Genomic DNA, 18,016 nt, shown 5'->3' with positions numbered 1-18,016 from the left:
TCAATGCGGTTTCCACTCTTTAGCCCACACGAGATCTCTTGAAGGGTATTTCGCGGAATTTGTAATTTTTACAAGGCCTTGCTGTCGGGATTGATGGCCGGTTTCAGCGCTGGCATAAAGTCTCCAATGCCTGGACGTCTTAACGCTTTGAACTCCAGGGGTCGGCAGAGGTCCATGGCGGCAATACCGATTCTCGCCGTCATCAACCCGTTGATCACCCCTTCACCAAGCCTTGCTGACAGCCGGGAGGCAAGGCCATGGCCCAGAACTTGCTGAGCAAGGCCATCGCCAATGGCAATCGAGCCGGTCACGGCCAGATGGGCGAAGACATCGCGCAAGAGCCGCAACATGCCGATGGAGCCGGGGCGGCCACCGTAAAGTTCCGCCATGGCGCGCACCAGGCGCACCACTTCAAACAGCACATAGGCAAGGTCCACAAGGGCGCGCGGGCTGACAGCTGTGACCACAGACACCCGCTTTGAGGCGTTGATAATCAGGCTGCGGGCCTTGGCATCCAGAGGCGCCAGCAATTCCCGCTCGGCCAAGGCAATCAGATGCGGTGCATCGATAATGTCGTTTTCGGCGGCTTTCAGCACACTCCTACCCCGGGCGGTTTCCGCCCGGTGCTGGGTCAGATCCTCGACGTCCTTGACCAGTTTGCGCGCTTCGCTGGCCGTACCCTGCAAGGAAAGTGCACTGGCGCGCTGTTTGATGGCCTGCACGGCATTCAGCCGGTAAATACCCGCCAGTTCCCGGATCACCACCACGGTCAGAGCCAGAAGGCCGATGCCGAGCAAGGTCAACGCGGTATAACCAAGCCAATCGGCGCGGGTGAAAAGATCGCGGATCAGGTCATCAATCCAGAGACCAATGGCGAAGGAGGCAAGCGCGCCGAATGCTGCACCGGCGAGCTTGCCGAAGGAGAAGCGGCGCTTGGCGGGTCTTGCAATTGGCAAGATGGCCTCGTCTTCGCTCAAGCCTGCCAGGAACGGGTCTTCAGCATCGGGCGTGATCGTCACATTGGCGTCGAAGCTTTTCGGCGCGCGTCTTTGCGGCTCCTGTGCCTCGGCAAAAGGCGGACGGGCAGGGGAGGAAGACGGTTCCTCTAGCGAAAAGGCCGCAGGCCGGCGTGGCATCGGGCGTTGATCTTCTGGTGCCTTGCTCATGCCAAACGGTCTCCCAGGAGAAATTGCAGGGCGCGGTCGAGCCTTATATGCGGAATAGACAGCTTGATGCCGCCGCCTGTTTCGTCCAGCTCCGGCGGGCGAAACCGGATTATGTTGAGATCCGGCCCGGTGTCTTTTCCGGATTTTGGCGTTTGAAACAGGCTTTCGATATTATCCGGCAGGTCGCCAGGAAAGACCGCTGTCTTGCGGTTGCCATCGAATCGCTCATCGCCGATGGTTTCGCCCTGCATGGGCGTGCCGACCACGACGGGCAGCAAATGGCCATCCTGCTTGACGGTTGCTTCCCGCGTTGCCCGCACCGAGGCCATGGCAACCACCTCGATGCCCGCGCCCGCCATGCCGATAGAGGTGATGGCCCCATCAACCAGCCGCCTGGTGACGGCCTGCAATTGCTCATGGCTTTCATGGTGCAGATGGTCGGCCTTGGTGGCGGCCACCAGAACCTTGTCGATCCGTCGTCCAAGCAGGCCCCGCAGCCAACTGGAACTGCCGGGGCGAAAGCAGGTCAGCACATCGGCCAGCGCCCGCTCCAGGTCCTGCACCGCTTCCGGCCCGCGATTGATGGCCTGAAGCGCGTCAACCAGAACGATCTGGCGGTCGAGACGGGCAAAATGTTCACGGAAGAACGGTTTAACCACCACGCTTTTATAGGATTCGTAGCGGCGCTCCATCATGGCACGCAGCGAACCTCGGATGATTTTGGTGTCTGGCTTCAACGCCAGGGGCGCAAAGGTCAGCGCTGGCGATCCATCGAGATCGCCCGGCATCAGGAATCGGCCAGGCGGCAGCGTCGAAAGCGACCGCTCGTCGGCCTTGCAGGCTTTCAGATAGTCGGCAAAGGCTTCCGCCAATTGGCGGGCTGTGGTTTCGTCGGCGGGTGCATCTGGATCGACCCGGCTTGCCAATCCCAGCCAACGCGCCGACAATTCCTTGCGGATGCCGGTCTGGGCCAGCTCCACGGTGTTGCGGCTGAAGGTCTCATAATCCTGAGCGAGAAGCGGCAGATCCAGCAGCCACTCGCCGGGATAATCGACGATGTCGATGGCCAGTTTACCGGAGGAAAATATCCGGCCCCAGCTGCTGGCGCTCTGGTATTCCACCACCAGCCGCAGTTCTGAAATGGCCCGGGTAGAGCCCGGCCAGACCCGATCGCGGACCAGGGCGCGAATATGGTCTTCATATTGAAAGCGCGGTACGGCGTCATCCGGCTGCGGCTCCAATGTGACGCGGGAAATCCGGCCTGATTGCAGCGGCTCGAACAAGGGCAGGCGGCCACCATTCAGCAGATTATGGACCAGTGAGGAGATGAAGACGGTTTTGCCGGCCCGCGACAGGCCCGTGACCCCGAGGCGGATCGTTGGATACAGCAGGTTCGAGGCCCGGTCGGCAAGATTGTCGAGCGCGATGCGGGTCTCGTCGGTAAAACTGGTCATGGATGGCGGCACTGGGCAATGGTCCTGTTGTTTGCCTGCATATAGGGTGCCGGCCAGCAGATTGAAGGCTTGGGCCTAATACCGCTGCGTCATGATCGCTTGCGCCCCTGCTATGTGCGCCTTTGCCCCATCCGCTTTTTGTAGCCGACCCTCAGGCCTGAAGAAAGTCCGCCAATTGCCAACGGCTTGGGGTGTCTGCTGCGTCGATAATCGCCAGTCCGCCCGCCGGGTAGCCCTGCGGAATGGTGCTGGCCAAAGCCTGTTCGCCGATCAGCACATGTAGACATTCCTCGATTGCCGGATTGTGGCCGATCAGCATGATCGACCCCTGTTGGGAAGAGGAACGTAGGATTTCCAGATAGGTCTCGGCACCGCCATTATAAAGCGCATCGACATAGCGGATTTCCACATCCTCTGCGCACATGCTGCGGCGCACGGCATCCGCCGTCTGACGGCATCTGACAGCCGTCGAACAGATCACCAGATCGGGGCGGTAACCTTTGTCGGCAGCCATGCTAGTTATCATCTCGGCATGGGCGTAACCCGTATTGCTCAAGGGTCTGTCGAAATCCTTTTGCCCGGCCCCAGGCCAATCGGCGGCGGCATGCCGCATGAGATAGACCCGGAAAGGTTTGGAGACGGTGACGGTCATGCAGATGGTGTCCGTTGGATCGAAGCCTTACCTATCCCGCCAGTTCATGCGGCGTCAACAGGATGGGTTGTAGGGTCTGGAAGAGGTAAGTGACCCGGCTGGAGACGCTGGGTGTAAACCTTTGTCAAGGGGTTCTGCGACAAATAAGCCACACGAAGGAAAAACGATGAAAAAATAGTCCTTTAGCTGATTTTTGTAACAGATTTAAAAATCAAGGAAAGCCTTGAGTAAGGCTTGAATGCGACCTTTTCAAAGTATATACGTCCGCCATTGAGATGTTCTTCAGGAGAATCGCGTTGAGTGAGAAGATCAATCTTAGCGACTATGTGCTCTCGGATGACGACGAGTTCATGAACGCGAACCAGCGAGCTTATTTTCGCGCCAAGTTGATCGCTTGGAAAAACGACATCCTGCGTGAGGCAAGGGAAACCCTCGGCCATCTCGCGGAAGAGAGTGCCAATCACCCTGACCTGGCAGACCGGGCATCTTCGGAAACCGACCGCGCAATCGAGCTTCGGGCGCGTGACCGGCAGCGCAAGCTGATCTCCAAGATCGATGCTGCATTGCAACGGATCGACGATGGCACCTACGGCTATTGCGAGGAAACCGGCGAGCCAATCGGCTTGAAGCGCCTCGACGCCCGCCCGATCGCGACCCTGTCAATCGAGGCGCAGGAACGCCACGAGCGACGCGAAAAAGTCTATCGCGACGAATAGACGTCAAATAGTCACCCCAGCGTTCAGAGAGGCAAAGGCACGCAGTGATTTTGCGTGCGGCTTCTGTGCAGAAAATCATGACTAAGCGCAAGCGTACCGTAGCCGGTAGACGTGGCTCTGAGACATGGAATGCCCGCCTATGCGGCTTTTTGTTAGAACAGCGTCTTCCGTTTTGGTAGCCTGTTGGAGATTTTCCAGATCATCGTCAGTCGATGCAAAATCCTTTTGCATGAGCCTGTCCGCCACCGTGGCCTGTTGAGGCACATGGCAGCGGAGTCTATTATGTATGAAATGCCCCTAGGATATTATGCGTATTAATTCATGTAGACGTTAGCCCCCTCTTTAGAGGGTGTAAGTGGCCAACTATCCTTGATGCGGTTATCTTTCTGAAAAATCTGGTTTCACCTTTCGTAAGGCGAACTCTAATTCTTGCGCGGAGCGCCCATTTCACCGAAAATCCGGGCGATTTCGTCCTGCAAATTGCCTTCCTTCGGTGCGGGGTCGGATGTCACGGTGGCTTGCGGATTGGCGCCGGGCGGCGTTCTGATAGGCGCAACTGCGCGGGCAACCGGTGGTTCAACGGTTGGTTTTGGACGCGCCGCTGGCTGGGTCAGAATTTCGCCGTCGAGGATCTTTTCAAATTCACTTTTCAGAGTGTCGAGGTCGGGCCCGGAATCTTCCTGCGGGGTTTTCTCAGCAGCAGGTCCAGGTGACAGGTCGATCTCGTCGGGCGGGGTCGGGCTCTTGTAGCGATCTGCGGAAAAAGGTTCGACCCGTGCTTTCAATACCCGTTCGCGCGCAGCATCCAGCAACAGGCTGGCCTCCTGTGGGGATGTCGTCGCGGGCGCAACCCGAGGCTCGGAAACCGGCATCGACACGTCGGCGGGCTTACTCGCCATCATGGGGGGCTCAACGTCCGGTGCAGTTTCAGCCGGTGCCTCGTTGCGACCAGCGCTCAATGGCGGGTTGACAACCGGCGCCGCTGACGGTGGTGGCGACGAAACAGCGGTGACCGGCTGTGCGGTGATGGTCTCTGTTGCGCGCGGCTCGGCTCTGACATTGGACGCCATCGGAATTTCCGGGGCAATCGCCGCAGTCAAAGGTTCGGGGGCCGCTTGTCGGTTCTCGGCCTGCGCTACCGCCTGGGTTTGAGTGACTGGAGCCTTTATTGGTTGAGCCTGCTGTGGTGGAATCTGGGGTGCCGCCGGTTGCGGCGGGCGTTCGACGCTCTGTGGGTGCTGAATAGTGTCTTCAGGTTTGGGCTTTAGCGCAGCGGGGGCCTGCATCGGTTTTTGCCCAAGGGGCTGTGGGGCAGGCGGTGCGGGCATTGCTTGGGCGGCAGTGGATACGGTCTCCTGAGACTGAGCCGTGGTAATCGGTCTCGCAACTGGTTTCTGAGGCGGTGCAGAGACTGGCTGCGGACGCGGATCTTGTCGGGTCGGTTGGGCTTCCAGCCGTGATGGGGGTGTCTGCAACGCGGCTTGCGTCTTCTGTTCGGTGTCCTTGACTTGGCGTGAGGCCAGTTCTGCCAATTCCTGAGCCTTGAGGAGCTCCTGATTCCTGACAAGTGCCTCGTTGGCGGCAAGTTCCCCAGCCAGATAGGCCTTGGGTTCACCAATGCCGCTTTCGACCACGATATCGGTTGGGCCGCCGATCAGGATGAGATGCTCGATATTGTCGCGGCGAATCAGCACCAGCCGGCGACGCGCATCCACGGCGGCGGCATCCAGCACCTGCAAGCGTGGTTGGCGATTGCGCCCACCACGCACGAAGGGCGATGGAGCGCGGTTTTTCAGGATCCACAATATCACGACCAGCACGGCGAGGGCGAGAAACACCCCGCCAGCGGCAATCAGGAAGCGGCTGCCATAGGCGTTGAGAATATCGTCCATCATGGTGGCTGTCTCCGTCCGAGTATCGGTGGTCATTCTACGCAATTTTCGACTTTGCCTTTGAAAAACGAGGCAAAGCTATATGGGCTCTATATGGCGCATCGCACCATGGCCAAGCAAGCTCCGGCATTTATTCCCTGCCTATTTATTGCGATTGCCCACGAAGTGAAGGGGTAAGGTGCCGAAGATCTGCACCTGATTGCGCATCAGAGTGTGGGATTGGCTGTGAATGGTCGGCAATGGTGGCCTTGCTGTGCTTTTTGCTGCCCATTCAAGTTGGTAAAGATGTTGCTAACCGTGATTCCCGGCAATGGCGACGGGACAGGCCGTGCGAGACCAGCTATCGTGGTGGCAATGCTGCCGGCTGACAAAGCACCGGATGGATAAGGTGCCGGGTGACAAGGCGCCGGATAACAAGGCAAATGAACGCCGAGATGAGGACCGAATGACAAACCAGCAGCAGACAGACGAAAGCGTAGGCCCGCTGGTGGATCGCAGGCCGAGTAGCGGGGCCGCGTTTCGCATCGTCATCCTGGCCTTTGTTCTGCTGGCTGCCGCCGCCGCCTTCGTGGTCTTCAAAAACTCGCTGGATAACCAGATCGTGCTGGGGGTGCTCGGCGTCCTGGCCATTGTTGGCATTTTCTTTCTGGTCTCGGCGATTATCGGGTTTATCGAAGTCATGCCGCAGACTCCGTCCGACGGTCTTGGCCGCGCCTTCCTCGACAGCCAGAGTGAGGGAACGCTGGTCACCGATCCGCGTGGGCACATTATCTATGCCAATGCCGCCTATGGCCGGATGACCGGCGTACGCAGGGCAACAGACGTACAGACGCTGGAAGCGCTGTTGTCGCGCCATCGCGAGGCTGGTGAAGCACTTTACCGGCTGATCAACGGCTTGCGCGAGGACCGGGACGGGCAGGAGGAGTTTCGGCTGCTGAAGCCGCTCGGACCGTTTTCAGACAATGGTTCCGGCGCGCATTGGTACCGGTTGCGGGCTCGCCGTCTGGTGGAAAAGGGGCCGCATAAAGGCCTTCAGATCTGGCAGATTGCCGACATTACGGCCGACCGTGACGACCAAGAGCGGTTTTTCAAGGAATTACAGAACGCGATCGATTACCTCGATCATGCGCCAGCTGGCTTCTTTTCGGCTGGCCGCAAGGGCGAGATCTTCTATCTCAATGCCACCCTGTCGGAATGGCTCGGCATTGATCTCACGCAATTTTCGCCAGGCGCCATCTACCTTAAGGACCTGGTTGCGGGCGAGGGCATGGCGCTGATCCAGTCGGTACAGGCCGAACCAGGCCTGTCGAAGACCGCGACTCTCGATCTCGACCTGCGCCGGGCTGATGGCCGCAGTTTTCCGGCTCGCCTTGTCCATAGGGTTCGCTCGGCCCGCGATGGCGCGCCGGGGGAGAGCCGGACGATCGTGCTGGCCCGTCAGGAAGTCATTGCTGGTGACCGTTCGGATTCCTCGGCCTCCATGCGCTTTACCCGGTTTTTCAACAATACGCCGATGGCAATTGCCTCGGTGGACGGGCAGGGGCGCATCCTACGCACCAATGCGCCGTTCCTGAAATTCTTTTCCGATGTCGTTTCCCGTGATGATATCGACCGCAAGATCCGGCTGGATGCCGTCCTGCATGATAATGAGCGTCCGGTATTCGCCGAGGCGCTGTCGCAGGCGCGCGACCGGCAGGTGGACATTGCACCAATTGATTCGCGCCATCCGCTGGATGACATGCGTCATTTCCGGTTCTACGTGAACGCGGTCATCGACCAGAGTGACGAGGCGCCGGAAGAGGCGGCCATCGTTTACGCGGTTGACGTCACGGACCAGAAGGCGCTGGAAACCCAGATGGCCCAGACGCAGAAGATGAATGCTGTCGGCACGCTGGCCGGGGGCATCGCCCATGACTTCAACAATGTTCTGACCGCCATTCTTTTGTCTTCCGACCATCTGCTGCTTCAGGCGCGACCTTCGGATTCGAGTTTTGCCGATCTGATGGAAATCAAGCGCAATGCCAATCGCGCCGCCGTTCTGGTCCGGCAGTTGCTGGCCTTTTCGCGCAAACAGACCATGCGCCCGACGGTGCTGAACCTGACCGATGTGATCGGTGACCTGCGCATGTTGGTCGACCGGCTGATCTCAGGCACCAATGTCAAGCTGCATGTGGATTACGGACGTGATCTTTGGCCGGTCAAGGCGGATCTTTCTCAATTCGAACAGGTGCTGATCAATCTCTGCGTCAATGCCCGCGATGCCATGCCGCAAGGCGGCAATATCACCATCAGCACCCGCAATGTCACCGGTGTCGAAGCGGCCGCCTATAATCACCGCGGCCTGCCGCATGAGGATTTCGTGCTGATCGAAGTGGCCGACAGGGGCACCGGCATCGCGCCTGAGATCCTCGACAAGATCTTCGAGCCCTTCTTTACCACCAAGGATGTCGGCAAAGGGACCGGGCTGGGACTTGCCATGGTTTATGGCATCGTCAAACAGTCCGGCGGCTATATCTATCTGGAATCGGAGGTTGGCGAAGGCACGACATTCCGGATTTTCCTGCCGCGCCATATTGTCGAGCCAGTGGTGATCGATGCGACCCTTGCACCTGGCGCGCAAGCCCAGCAGGGCAATGGCCGGGTTCTGGCTGCGTCCGAATCCGAAAACTCCAAGGAGCCAGACGACCTGACAGGCAAATCCGCCGTGGTTCTGCTGGTAGAGGACGAGGACGCCGTGCGGCGCGGCGGCAAGCGCATGCTGGAAACCAGGGGCTATACGGTCCACGAGGCCTGTTCCGGCGTCGAGGCGCTGGAAATCATGGAGGAACTGGAAGGCAAGGTCGATATTGTCGTTTCCGACGTGGTGATGCCGGAAATGGATGGCCCGTCGCTGTTGAAGGAATTGCGCAAGACCTATCCGGATATGAAATTCATCTTCGTTTCTGGCTATGCCGAGGATGCATTTGCGCGAAACCTGCCTGCGGATGCCAAGTTCGGATTCCTGCCGAAGCCCTTCTCCCTCAAGCAATTGGCCATCGCCGTTCGCGAAATGCTGGATGCCTGAACTGACTGTAGATTGAAAATAGGAAGATCAATCACGCGCTCGATGGGGCGCGTGATTGTGCGCGGATCGAGAGTTGAACGGCATATTTGGTGTGACTCTGTTGCTTTAATTGAAAACATTTATTCATGATAATTATATTCGTGCTTGCCACATAGAACACCGCGAAATTGCCTTGAATCGATTTCTATAGAAGGGGCCATTGACCTTGGCTTCGACATCTTTTTTGGATTTGCGAATCGATCACGACATATGGTGCCAAGGCTTGAAGAAAAGGTCGTTATTTTATGACATATATGCTTGCCTGCGCCCTTGCCCGTCGCGAGGCTAAACCTGCAAGTCGCCTGGGCTTTTCAGTGGTTTTTCCTTTGGCAGTGGCTCTCGGTCTTTCCGGCTGCGGATCAGTTCCATTGACGCAATCGGGCTCGCTCAAGTCCTATGACAAGCTGGGCCCGGTCGAGGGCAAGCTCAGCAAATCGCGGGTGTTTCTGGATGAACGGAGCCTTTTGACGGCCCGCTCAATCGCCATTTCACCGACGAAGTTATCGCCGCAGGCGCGCGCGAAGCTCCATGAACCAGGCAGCGACCGGCTGGTTTCCAACGCGCTGGATCGGGCATTGTGCATTGATCTCAGCGACAGGTTTCTTGTGGTTCGCCCCGGAGAACCAGCCGATTTGACCGTGCAAGCGGAGATTACCGACATTGTTCCGACCGGCAAGGTTGCCGCTGGTGTTTCCAAGGTGACAACGCTTGGAACATCCGCCGTCCTGCCGGTCGGTATTCCCCGTCTTCCGATCGGTCTTGGCGGCCTTGCCGTGGAAGCCGAAGCGCTTACCCCGCAGGGAACACAAGTCGCGGCAATCGTCTGGTCCAGGGGTGCAAACTCGATAACCAACGGTCCCCGCGTTTCCGAAGTCGGCGATGCCTATGGTCTGGCCTCAGCCTTTGCCGGCCAGTTTTCGCAGATGCTGCAAAAAGGCCAGAAACCTTCCGGCATCAACCTATCCTTGCCATCAGGGCAAAAGTTGAAATCGGGACTGGGCGGAGCACCCAAGAATGCCGCCTGCGAAGCCTTCGGCCGCGCACCGGGCATTGGCGGAATGGTTGGAACCATGGTCGGCGCGCCGCCATCCTGGTCGGACAAAGCCGGCAGGCAGTAACGCATACTATCGATCCTGGAAGCTGTTTTCAGTTTCCAGGTTTCGGTCCACGCCGTCAGCTTTTGGATGGCCTTTATGGCGCAATCCATCCATCAGCAATCCGATCAGCCGATGTGAACGGTCGCGCCATTCCGGGGTGTCGGGCATGGAATAGATACTGGACAAAGCGTGCAGCAGGTCAGCCTCGCCAATATCGTCGCGGATAAGCTGCTGTTCCTGCGCCTTTGTCATCAGCCGGGCTACCGCATCGCGGATTAGGCCAGACCCCTCCGCAAACAGGCTGGAATTGGAATTCATAAGAATTTTCAAACTATTGGCCATGCCACGTTTGGTGGCGATATAGCCCACAAAACGCCGCATCCATTCCTCCAGCGCCATATCGGCGGGCAGCGTGGTTGCAAGCTCCGTCGCTGCTTCTGCCAGGCTTGACAATTCGCGCCGGTAAACCGCCTCAACGAGATGTTCGCGCGTCTGAAAATGGCGGTACAGCGTGCCGATGCCGACACCTGCCTGCCGGGCGATATCCTCAAGCGAGGTTTCAACGCCTTTTTCGGCAAAGGCGAGGGCTGCCACCTCGACCAATTTCTCCCGGTTTCGCTGGGCATCCGCACGCATTTTGGGTGCCTTCGGCGAAGATGTGTTCGAGGCAGCCGATGCCAAAATTCTGCTCCGGGACAATTGGGGCTTGACGAGAGACGACAAACCTCTAGTTTAAACGGAGGCTCCTCCGGTTAGTGGGGCCTTCCAAGTCATAGTCCAGAAGAGGGGAGGATGTCATGTTAAAAATAGTGCGCATCTCCCGTCCTTCAAGTCGGCATCATTTCTGACAGCCAAGGCTGTCCACAATCGCCTTTGAAATTTTTCGTCCGAGACGGCAAGCGCAATGCGTTTAAGCAAACGCATGGTGCCTATTCACTCTTTTAAGCGACAGCACGGAGCTTATCATGTCAGGAACACTTCATATCAGTCTGACCATCAACGGCGCGGTTCACGAATGTGACGTTGAACCGCGCGTGACCTTGCTTGACGCGCTTCGCGAGCATTTGTCTTTGACCGGCACCAAGAAGGGCTGCGACCAGGGTCAGTGCGGCGCCTGCACCTGCCATGTCGATGGCAAGCGGGTCCTGTCCTGCATGATGCTGGCAGCACAAGCGGAAGGCCATGCGATCACCACGATAGAAGGCATTGCATCGCCAAATGGCGAATTGCATCCGGTTCAAACAGCTTTTCTGGAACAGGATGCCTTTCAATGCGGTTATTGTACACCCGGCCAGATCATGTCGGCTGTGGCGTGCATCCATGAGGGGCATGCTGGATCGGATGCGGAAATCCGCGAATATATGTCTGGAAACCTCTGTCGATGCGGGGCCTATAACAGCATCATGGCGGCGGTGCGTGACGCGGCGGAGGCTGCATGATGAAGAGCTTTTCCTATAGTCGAGCATCGTCCATACAAGCGGCGCGTGAAGCAACGCACCAAGCAGAAACAGCGCTGCTGGCCGGTGGTACGAGCTTGCTTGACCTTGCCAAATCCGGTGTTGCGGAGCCGGATAATGTCCTCGATATAAGCCATCTGGCCGGACTTGGCACCATTACCGTGAACGAAACTGGAGCCACCATTGGCACCTTGGCCAGAATGTCCACCGTGGCCGATCACCCTGCCATAAAGACGCGCTATCCAGCTGTTGCGCAATCGCTGTCTCTGGCGGCGTCGCCCCAACTGCGCAACATGGCGACGGTTGGTGGCAATCTCATGCAACGCACCCGCTGTTCCTACTTTCGTGATCCAGGCACATTTGCAGCCTGCAACAAGCGCGCACCGGGTTCCGGCTGTTCAGCCATCGGCGGCGTGACCCGCAACCATGCGGTATTGGGTACCAGCGATCTCTGCATTGCCAGCTACCCCGGCGATCTTGCCGTGGCGCTGACCGCCTTTGATGCCTCAGTGGATTTGGGTGAGCGGCAGATCGCTATCGACGATTTCTTTTTGCCCTATGGCGATACCCCGCATCTCGAAACCCTGTTGAAGCCAGGGGAAATGATCCTCTCCATGACCATTCCGGCATCTGCTGCGGCTGAAAATTCCACCTATCTGAAGATCCGCGACCGCCAGTCCTATGAATTTGCCGCAGCCAGCGCTGCCGTTGGCCTTGAGCTGGAAGAGGATGGCCGCACGATCCGGGATATTCGCATTGCGCTTGGTGGCGTGGCCAGCAAGCCTTGGCGGGTCCGCGCCGTTGAACAGGCGCTGATCGGCAAGCTGCTGGAGCCGCAAACCGTCGAGCAGGCCAGCCGGCTTTCGATGGAAGGCGCGGTGTCGCAGGGCGATAATCACTACAAGATCCAATTGGCGCCGCGCGTTATCGCCCGCGCCATCCTCACTCTGGGAGGTCTCGCATGACAATAGTGACAGCACGCAAGCACGGCGATGCCGCCGATGGTGCGGTCGGTGGCCGTCTTTCACGGTTCGAAGGACAGAGAAAAATCACTGGGGCTGCCACCTATGCGCTGGAATATCCGGTGGAAAACCCTGCCCATGCGGTGCTGGTGCAGAGCACGATCGCGTCCGGTCGGGTGGTGTCTGTTGATACATCCGCAGCGAACGCTGCACCGGGCGTATTGATGGTGCTGACGCCGCAGGACGATCTCGGTCTGATCACTGCGTCTGATTGGTACGGAAATCGGCCCGATAACCAGCCCTATTATCCCTTGTCGAATATAGTAACCTTCAATGGTCAATTGATTGCAGCGGTCATCGCCGAAAGCCGGGAACAAGCAGCCGAAGCAGCCAAGCTGGTTCGTGTAGTCTATGAAGAATCCACTGCAATCAATGGACTAGACGATCCAAATGCTGGTTCAGGCAAGCTGATGGATAATCTGAATGTTTCGTGGGGTGATGCCGAGGCGGCGCTGGCAGCGTCCGCAGTGCGCATCGAGGCTGAATATCGGACCCCGCGCGAATACCATGTCGCTATGGAACCCCATGGCCTGACCGCCCAATGGGACGAGGACCGGTTGACGCTTTGGGAGCCGAGCCAATGGACCCACGGCATGGCACGCAGCTACGCTGAATGGTTCGGCCTGCCGCTGGAGAATGTCCGTATCGTCTCACCGTTTATTGGTGGCGGTTTCGGTTCCAAGGGCGGAGCGCTGGCCTATGGCGCGGTGGCAGCAGCAGCGGCGAAAAAGCTGCGCCGTCCCGTCAAACTGGCCGTCACCCGGCCCCAGAATTTCACCAGTTACGGCGGACGTGCCGCGACGCGCCAAACCATCGCCTTGGGCGCAACCCAGGACGGGATTTTACAGGCAATCCTTCATCGCGGTGCCAGTGAGACATCCACCTACATGGACTATCCTGAGCAGACCGGCGCTGCGACACCGATTCTTTACAAGGTGGAGAATTTCAGTTCCGAGCATCGCGTCGTGCCGGTTAATACCGTGACACCAGGCGCTTTGCGGGGGCCGGGCAAAAATCCCAGCGCCTTCGGCATTGAATGCGCCATGGACGAACTGGCCGCTGCCATCGGTATGGACCCCCTGGAAATACGCCTGAAAAACTATGCCGACCGCGATTATCAATCGGGCAAGCCGTGGTCCACGCGCCAATTGCGCGAGGCCCTCACCCAGGGTGCCGAGGCTTTCGGCTGGTCACGGCGCAGTGCTCAACCCCGGACCATGCGCGACGGACGCCAACTGATCGGCTGGGGTATCGGCTGCGGCACGTTTCCAGTCATCCGCGCGCCAAGCGAAGCGATGATCCGCATTCTGGCGAACGGGCGGGTTGAGGTTGTCAGTGGCGCCATAGACATGGGACAGGGTACCTATACAATCCTTGCCCAGACCGCTTCCGAAGCGCTGGGCGTGCCTGTCGAGCAGATTGACGTTGTGCTTGGCGATTCCAGGCTGCCGGGATCGGCTATTGCCGGTGGGTCGATGTTGGCCGGGTCGATCACTGGCGCTGTCCACAAGGCAGCATTGGCCGCCCGTGACGAAATACTGGCGCTAGCCCTTAACGACGCCAATTCGCCATTCCGCGAGACCGGCGCCAATATTTTGACATTGAGCGATGGCCGGATTGCCATGTCACGCGGCGAGGGGCCTTCGATCACCCTACCCGAGCTGATGACAGCCCTGAACCGCGATGAGATTGAAGTGCGGCGCAATACGTTGCCCGATGATGCCCAAAGCGCCGCCGACCACAAGGGCGCCTGGACCAGCATGGCAAGAGTGCAAGGCCCGACCATGGGCGACACGTCCATGCACAGCTGGTGCGCTCACTTCGTCGAAGTTCGGGTCGATGAGGATTTCGGCACGGTCCGGGTCTCGCGCATGGTTTCCGCCTTCGATTGCGGACGGCTTTACAATCCGAAAATGGTGGAAAGCCAGTGGCGAGGCGGCATCATCATGGGCATCGGCCAGGCTTTGCTGGAGGAGGGGCTGGTGGACAGCCGCAACGGGCGCGTCGTTAACAATAATATGGCGGATTATCTCGTGCCGACCAATGCTGACATTCCCGATATCCAGGTGATTTCAGTGGGCATACCTGACTATGAAGCCTCTGCGCTTGGCGGCAAAGGGGTCGGCGAAGTCGGGATTGTCGGTGTCGCGCCCGCTATCGCCAATGCTGTCTTCCATGCCACCGGCAAGCGTGTCCGCGATCTGCCGATCACTCTGGAAAAGCTCATCTGAGGAAGACTTCCCGTAAATACCGTCGGCGCTACCTGCGCCGACGGTATGGCGAAGGGAAAGAAAGTGGTGCCTGAATGAACAATATATCCCAAACAGCCTTCAGGACCTTGGTACCTGAAAGGGCATTTTCGACCGATAGTGCCGCGGATATATTACGGTTCGCGATGGACTGTCTCGACGGCGGGGCAGGCGTCGCACTCGCCACTCTTATAGAGATCCGGGGTGGATCCGCGCGTGCGCTCGGCGCGCATATGGCGATCCGCGACGATGGCCGTTATTGCGGTTTCGTCTCAGGTGGCTGCGTCGAGGCAGCGGTGGCCAGTGAAGCGGTAGATGCTATTGGCGAAGGTGCGGATCGCCACGTATTGTTTGGCGAAGGATCGCCGTTTTTCGATATCGTGCTGCCCTGTGGCGGCGGCATCACCATCGCCATCCACGTTCTTCGCCACAGCGCGCCGATCCGCACCGTGCTTGATGGCCTTGAAAACAGGTCTCCAGCCGGTCTGCGCTACGAACCGTCGAAACAGGCCTTAACAGCAATCGAGGCGCCGAAACGCGCCGGTTGGCAATGCGAAAATTTCGTCACGGTCTACCGCCCAAGGGCGCGGGTTTTTCTGTCTGGTCGATCTATCGAAGTCGATACGACCGCCAGGATCGCCGAGGCTGCGGGCTATGAAGTCTATCGTCACGATAACGCCAACCTTGAGCCGGATGCCAGCCGGATTGACGCAGATACGGCAGTGGCACTTCTGCACCATGATATCGATTTGGAAATACCGGTTCTTCAGGCAGCGCTTGGTGCTGAGCCTTTCTATCTCGGCGCTCTCGGCAGCGCCAGAACCCATGCGAGGCGGATGGAACGGCTGCGCGACATCGGATACAGTGAAGCCGACTTAGCCCGCATCAAATCACCCATCGGCATCTTCAATAGAGCTCGAGATGCCCAGTCCTTGGCATTGTCGGTGCTGGCTGATCTTGCCGCCACACGAGTTGCCCGGTTCGGGTAAATCTCACTCTTTGGATATCAATTAGTTCCATAATCTATCTTATCTAACTTTTGTATGTAGCTGGGGTGGGTTCAAGGATGAAGTGCGACTTGCAATAGATAACAAAGGCAGAGTTCATTTTCAAATGTGGAATGCTTGTTGGCACTGCTACGCTGTAAGGTCATGAAGATCGGTCGTTATCGCCGCGCCTATTGTGAACTCTGAGAACCGAACATCCAGTCCACCTCGTTCAGGCGTACACGCAGTCAAGCCGACGAGATAACGAGAAGCCTCTGGAAACGGAGCAAGACGCAGTAGCGGCCACACACTGCCATCTGACGATGCCTGAATGCGCATCGCGCCTTCCTTCAGTGTCACCCGAATATAGAAATCTTCGAGCTCTTTGAAAGGCTGGGATACTGACCAGTCAGATTTCCCATCAGTGATGACCGTACTCAGGAAGCGTTCTCCATCGGTGAATTCCACACCTGTCTTGACCCAACGACTTTCGTCAATGCGCACCATAAGGCCAGCTTGGTCATAGAGTGACCGAAACTCCCCCTGGACGCGGACAAACGCCGTGAAACCATCGTCAACGGAAGTACCGAGGAAATGCCCGCTATCGCGCGTAAATCCGTAATGGGTCTTACGCCAGAAATCAGTGTTCGCATCCGTCGTTAGAGTAAGGCCAGTTTTTGTGGCCTGCCACACTGCCGGTTGATTGAGCCAGTTGGCCTCTTTGAGATTAACGTCCACGAGTTTTCCTCCTTAAATTGACCTTCGCCCTCCGGAAGCCATTGTGCTGGACGTGAGCGATCGGGAGATCCGCGCTCTGTGCGAACAGCACAAACGTCCTCTAGACATCACCCACTTGCATCAGCATCCTTGCAGCAATGTGGCGCTCCGAAGGATAGCCGAAGGCGTTGTTGATATAGGTACGTCCGTCCTTGATGATACGGCGGTTGAGATGGCTGTGACCGTAGATATGCAGGTGGGAGCCGAGAGCCGCGATCCTGTCTTCCAACCGGCTGGAGCCAAGCACTGGATAAAGGAATCGGTATTTTTCCGGCATACGCTCCGGCATCAGATCGATGCGTGGCAGGAAATGCGAAAAAGACAGGATCGATGAAAACCCTGATGTATCTGGTTCCGCATTGCCACTGTCAAAATACCGGCTGACCTCATCATCGGAACCGCCTTCCCAATCACAGCGGCGGTAATCCATCCAGGCCTGTTTGAGGATGGAGCCGGGCGGACCGAAAGAGTAATCGTACCAGCCCAGCAGCGGGACGATCAGCGTGTTGCCGAGTGCCAATGGTTCCATGCCGATATCCAGATCGGCGCAGGCGGCTTTCAGCCGCTGGAACTTGTCGAAGGATGAGCCCTGCCCTTCGGCATCAACCCATAGATCGTGATTGCCCGGCACATATAGAACCTTGAAAAATCGCTGGGCCAGGAGTTCCATGACTGTCTGAAACAGCGCCATGCCGTTTGCAACGTCTCCGGCAACGATCAGCACGTCCTGCCGGTAGTCGTGCGTCGAGATCTGCCGGAGCCAGTCCATGTTCTCCTGATGGTCTGCGTGAAAATCCGATCCGACAAAAATCCGCATATACTCTCCAGCTCGATCTGCTGTTCGTTCTCATGTCATTTTTGCCCATTTGCTTCACCCACCATGCGTGAGGACGAAACCAAAAGGGCTCTCGAAATTCACAATTAAACCACGCCAGCTATTGCTCTTGTCCGTCTGCCAGCAACTTTAAATAAGACAACTGTGTCAAATGCCCAACTTAGACTTGATAACTCAAAAATACTCCCTGTAAATTTCAGGTATCTCACGAAAAAATCGGACTTAACGCGCTTTTATTTTTTAGCGAATCATAAGGTTTGTTATTCTGTTTTGGCGAATGAATCGCATTGATGACGGACATGTTTCCGGGGGCAAATGATATGTCTATTGAACACTTTCTCAGCAATGATTGGCTCAACAATGATTGGGAATCCTGGGCGCTGGAGCGCGCGCACAGGATCATGGTTCAGGAAGGCGCAAACCTTGTCAACGCGGCGCAGTGGCTCGACAAGAAGCAGACGGTGAAAACATCGCATCAATTGCGCGATGCCATCCAGCAGTCCCTGATCGAGGCCCTGGCCTTTCGGGCATCGCAGACCGCGATCTCATCCGTCCATCTGTCTGCTGTTGCTGTGTCTGGCCCACAGTCTAACATGGCAGAGCACTGATC

At 57.7% G+C, this 18,016-nt stretch carries 15 protein-coding genes; 8 read left to right on the top strand and 7 right to left on the bottom strand.

The window, feature by feature from the left end; translation table 11 throughout:
* Positions 1-68: 68 nt before the first annotated feature.
* From AVI_RS09685 to AVI_RS09675, 3 genes are all read right to left on the bottom strand, one after another.
* The gene (locus AVI_RS09685; RefSeq protein ID WP_015916185.1) at positions 69-1,166 is read right to left on the bottom strand and encodes a YcjF family protein; all 1,098 of its coding nucleotides are present in this window, start codon (positions 1,164-1,166) and stop codon (positions 69-71) included.
* Positions 1,163-2,632, bottom strand: coding sequence for a YcjX family GTP-binding protein (locus AVI_RS09680; protein WP_015916184.1), 1,470 nt, complete (start codon positions 2,630-2,632; stop codon positions 1,163-1,165). Before AVI_RS09680 ends, AVI_RS09685 begins: the two co-directional genes overlap by 4 nt.
* Before the next feature lie 139 nt (positions 2,633-2,771).
* Complete coding sequence (locus tag AVI_RS09675; RefSeq protein WP_015916183.1) at positions 2,772-3,272, bottom strand: SixA phosphatase family protein; 501 nt, start codon at positions 3,270-3,272, stop codon at positions 2,772-2,774.
* Positions 3,273-3,568: 296 nt separating this feature from the next.
* On the opposite strand from AVI_RS09675, the gene dksA reads away from it, so the two are divergent.
* Positions 3,569-3,988, top strand: a complete 420-nt coding sequence (gene dksA, locus AVI_RS09670; protein ID WP_041696655.1) for an RNA polymerase-binding protein DksA — start codon at positions 3,569-3,571, stop codon at positions 3,986-3,988.
* A gap of 422 nt (positions 3,989-4,410) precedes the next feature.
* Here the strand turns inward: dksA and AVI_RS31400 are convergent, their stop codons facing one another.
* Positions 4,411-5,883 carry a flagellar biosynthetic protein FliO gene (locus tag AVI_RS31400; RefSeq protein ID WP_015916181.1) on the bottom strand — a complete coding sequence of 491 codons (1,473 nt, stop codon included), beginning with the start codon at positions 5,881-5,883 and terminating at the stop codon, positions 4,411-4,413.
* 442 nt (positions 5,884-6,325) lie between these two features.
* Here AVI_RS31400 and cckA point away from each other — a divergent pair, with 442 nt between their 5' ends.
* Both cckA and AVI_RS09655 read left to right on the top strand, forming a co-directional pair.
* Entirely contained in the window at positions 6,326-8,944 is a 2,619-nt protein-coding gene (gene cckA / locus AVI_RS09660) for a cell cycle histidine kinase CckA (protein ID WP_015916180.1), read from the top strand.
* A 284-nt stretch (positions 8,945-9,228) separates the two neighbouring features.
* Positions 9,229-10,101 (top strand): DUF3313 domain-containing protein, encoded by an 873-nt coding sequence (locus tag AVI_RS09655; protein WP_015916179.1) that lies wholly within the window; start codon positions 9,229-9,231, stop codon positions 10,099-10,101.
* 6 nt (positions 10,102-10,107) lie between these two features.
* Here the strand turns inward: AVI_RS09655 and AVI_RS09650 are convergent, their stop codons facing one another.
* Positions 10,108-10,716 carry a TetR/AcrR family transcriptional regulator gene (locus AVI_RS09650; RefSeq protein ID WP_049777293.1) on the bottom strand — a complete coding sequence of 203 codons (609 nt, stop codon included), beginning with the start codon at positions 10,714-10,716 and terminating at the stop codon, positions 10,108-10,110.
* A gap of 329 nt (positions 10,717-11,045) precedes the next feature.
* Between AVI_RS09650 and AVI_RS09645 the strand changes: the two genes are divergently transcribed.
* From AVI_RS09645 to AVI_RS09630, 4 genes are all read left to right on the top strand, one after another.
* Positions 11,046-11,519 (top strand): (2Fe-2S)-binding protein, encoded by a 474-nt coding sequence (locus AVI_RS09645; RefSeq protein ID WP_015916177.1) that lies wholly within the window; start codon positions 11,046-11,048, stop codon positions 11,517-11,519.
* A complete protein-coding gene (locus AVI_RS09640) occupies positions 11,519-12,502 on the top strand; it encodes an FAD binding domain-containing protein (protein WP_015916176.1) in 984 nt (327 codons plus the stop codon). Before AVI_RS09645 ends, AVI_RS09640 begins: the two co-directional genes overlap by 1 nt.
* Positions 12,499-14,790 (top strand): xanthine dehydrogenase family protein molybdopterin-binding subunit, encoded by a 2,292-nt coding sequence (locus AVI_RS09635; RefSeq protein WP_015916175.1) that lies wholly within the window; start codon positions 12,499-12,501, stop codon positions 14,788-14,790. Before AVI_RS09640 ends, AVI_RS09635 begins: the two co-directional genes overlap by 4 nt.
* 74 nt (positions 14,791-14,864) lie before the next feature.
* Positions 14,865-15,797 (top strand): XdhC family protein, encoded by a 933-nt coding sequence (locus tag AVI_RS09630; RefSeq protein WP_015916174.1) that lies wholly within the window; start codon positions 14,865-14,867, stop codon positions 15,795-15,797.
* Positions 15,798-15,944: 147 nt separating this feature from the next.
* On the opposite strand, the gene AVI_RS09625 is transcribed toward AVI_RS09630, so the two are convergent.
* Positions 15,945-16,532, bottom strand: coding sequence for a DUF1349 domain-containing protein (locus AVI_RS09625; protein WP_015916173.1), 588 nt, complete (start codon positions 16,530-16,532; stop codon positions 15,945-15,947).
* A gap of 100 nt (positions 16,533-16,632) precedes the next feature.
* Positions 16,633-17,388 carry a metallophosphoesterase gene (locus AVI_RS09620; RefSeq protein WP_015916172.1) on the bottom strand — a complete coding sequence of 252 codons (756 nt, stop codon included), beginning with the start codon at positions 17,386-17,388 and terminating at the stop codon, positions 16,633-16,635.
* Between the two features lie 338 nt (positions 17,389-17,726).
* Between AVI_RS09620 and AVI_RS09615 the strand changes: the two genes are divergently transcribed.
* Positions 17,727-18,014 carry a hypothetical protein gene (locus AVI_RS09615; RefSeq protein ID WP_015916171.1) on the top strand — a complete coding sequence of 96 codons (288 nt, stop codon included), beginning with the start codon at positions 17,727-17,729 and terminating at the stop codon, positions 18,012-18,014.
* The last annotated feature ends 2 nt before the right edge of the window (positions 18,015-18,016 follow it).

This window comes from Allorhizobium ampelinum S4, from assembly GCF_000016285.1.
In the GTDB taxonomy this organism is placed as follows: Bacteria; Pseudomonadota; Alphaproteobacteria; order Rhizobiales; family Rhizobiaceae; genus Allorhizobium; species Allorhizobium ampelinum.
The sequence above is the reverse complement of the archived record's forward strand: the minus strand, read 5'-3'. Positions and strand labels throughout refer to the sequence as shown.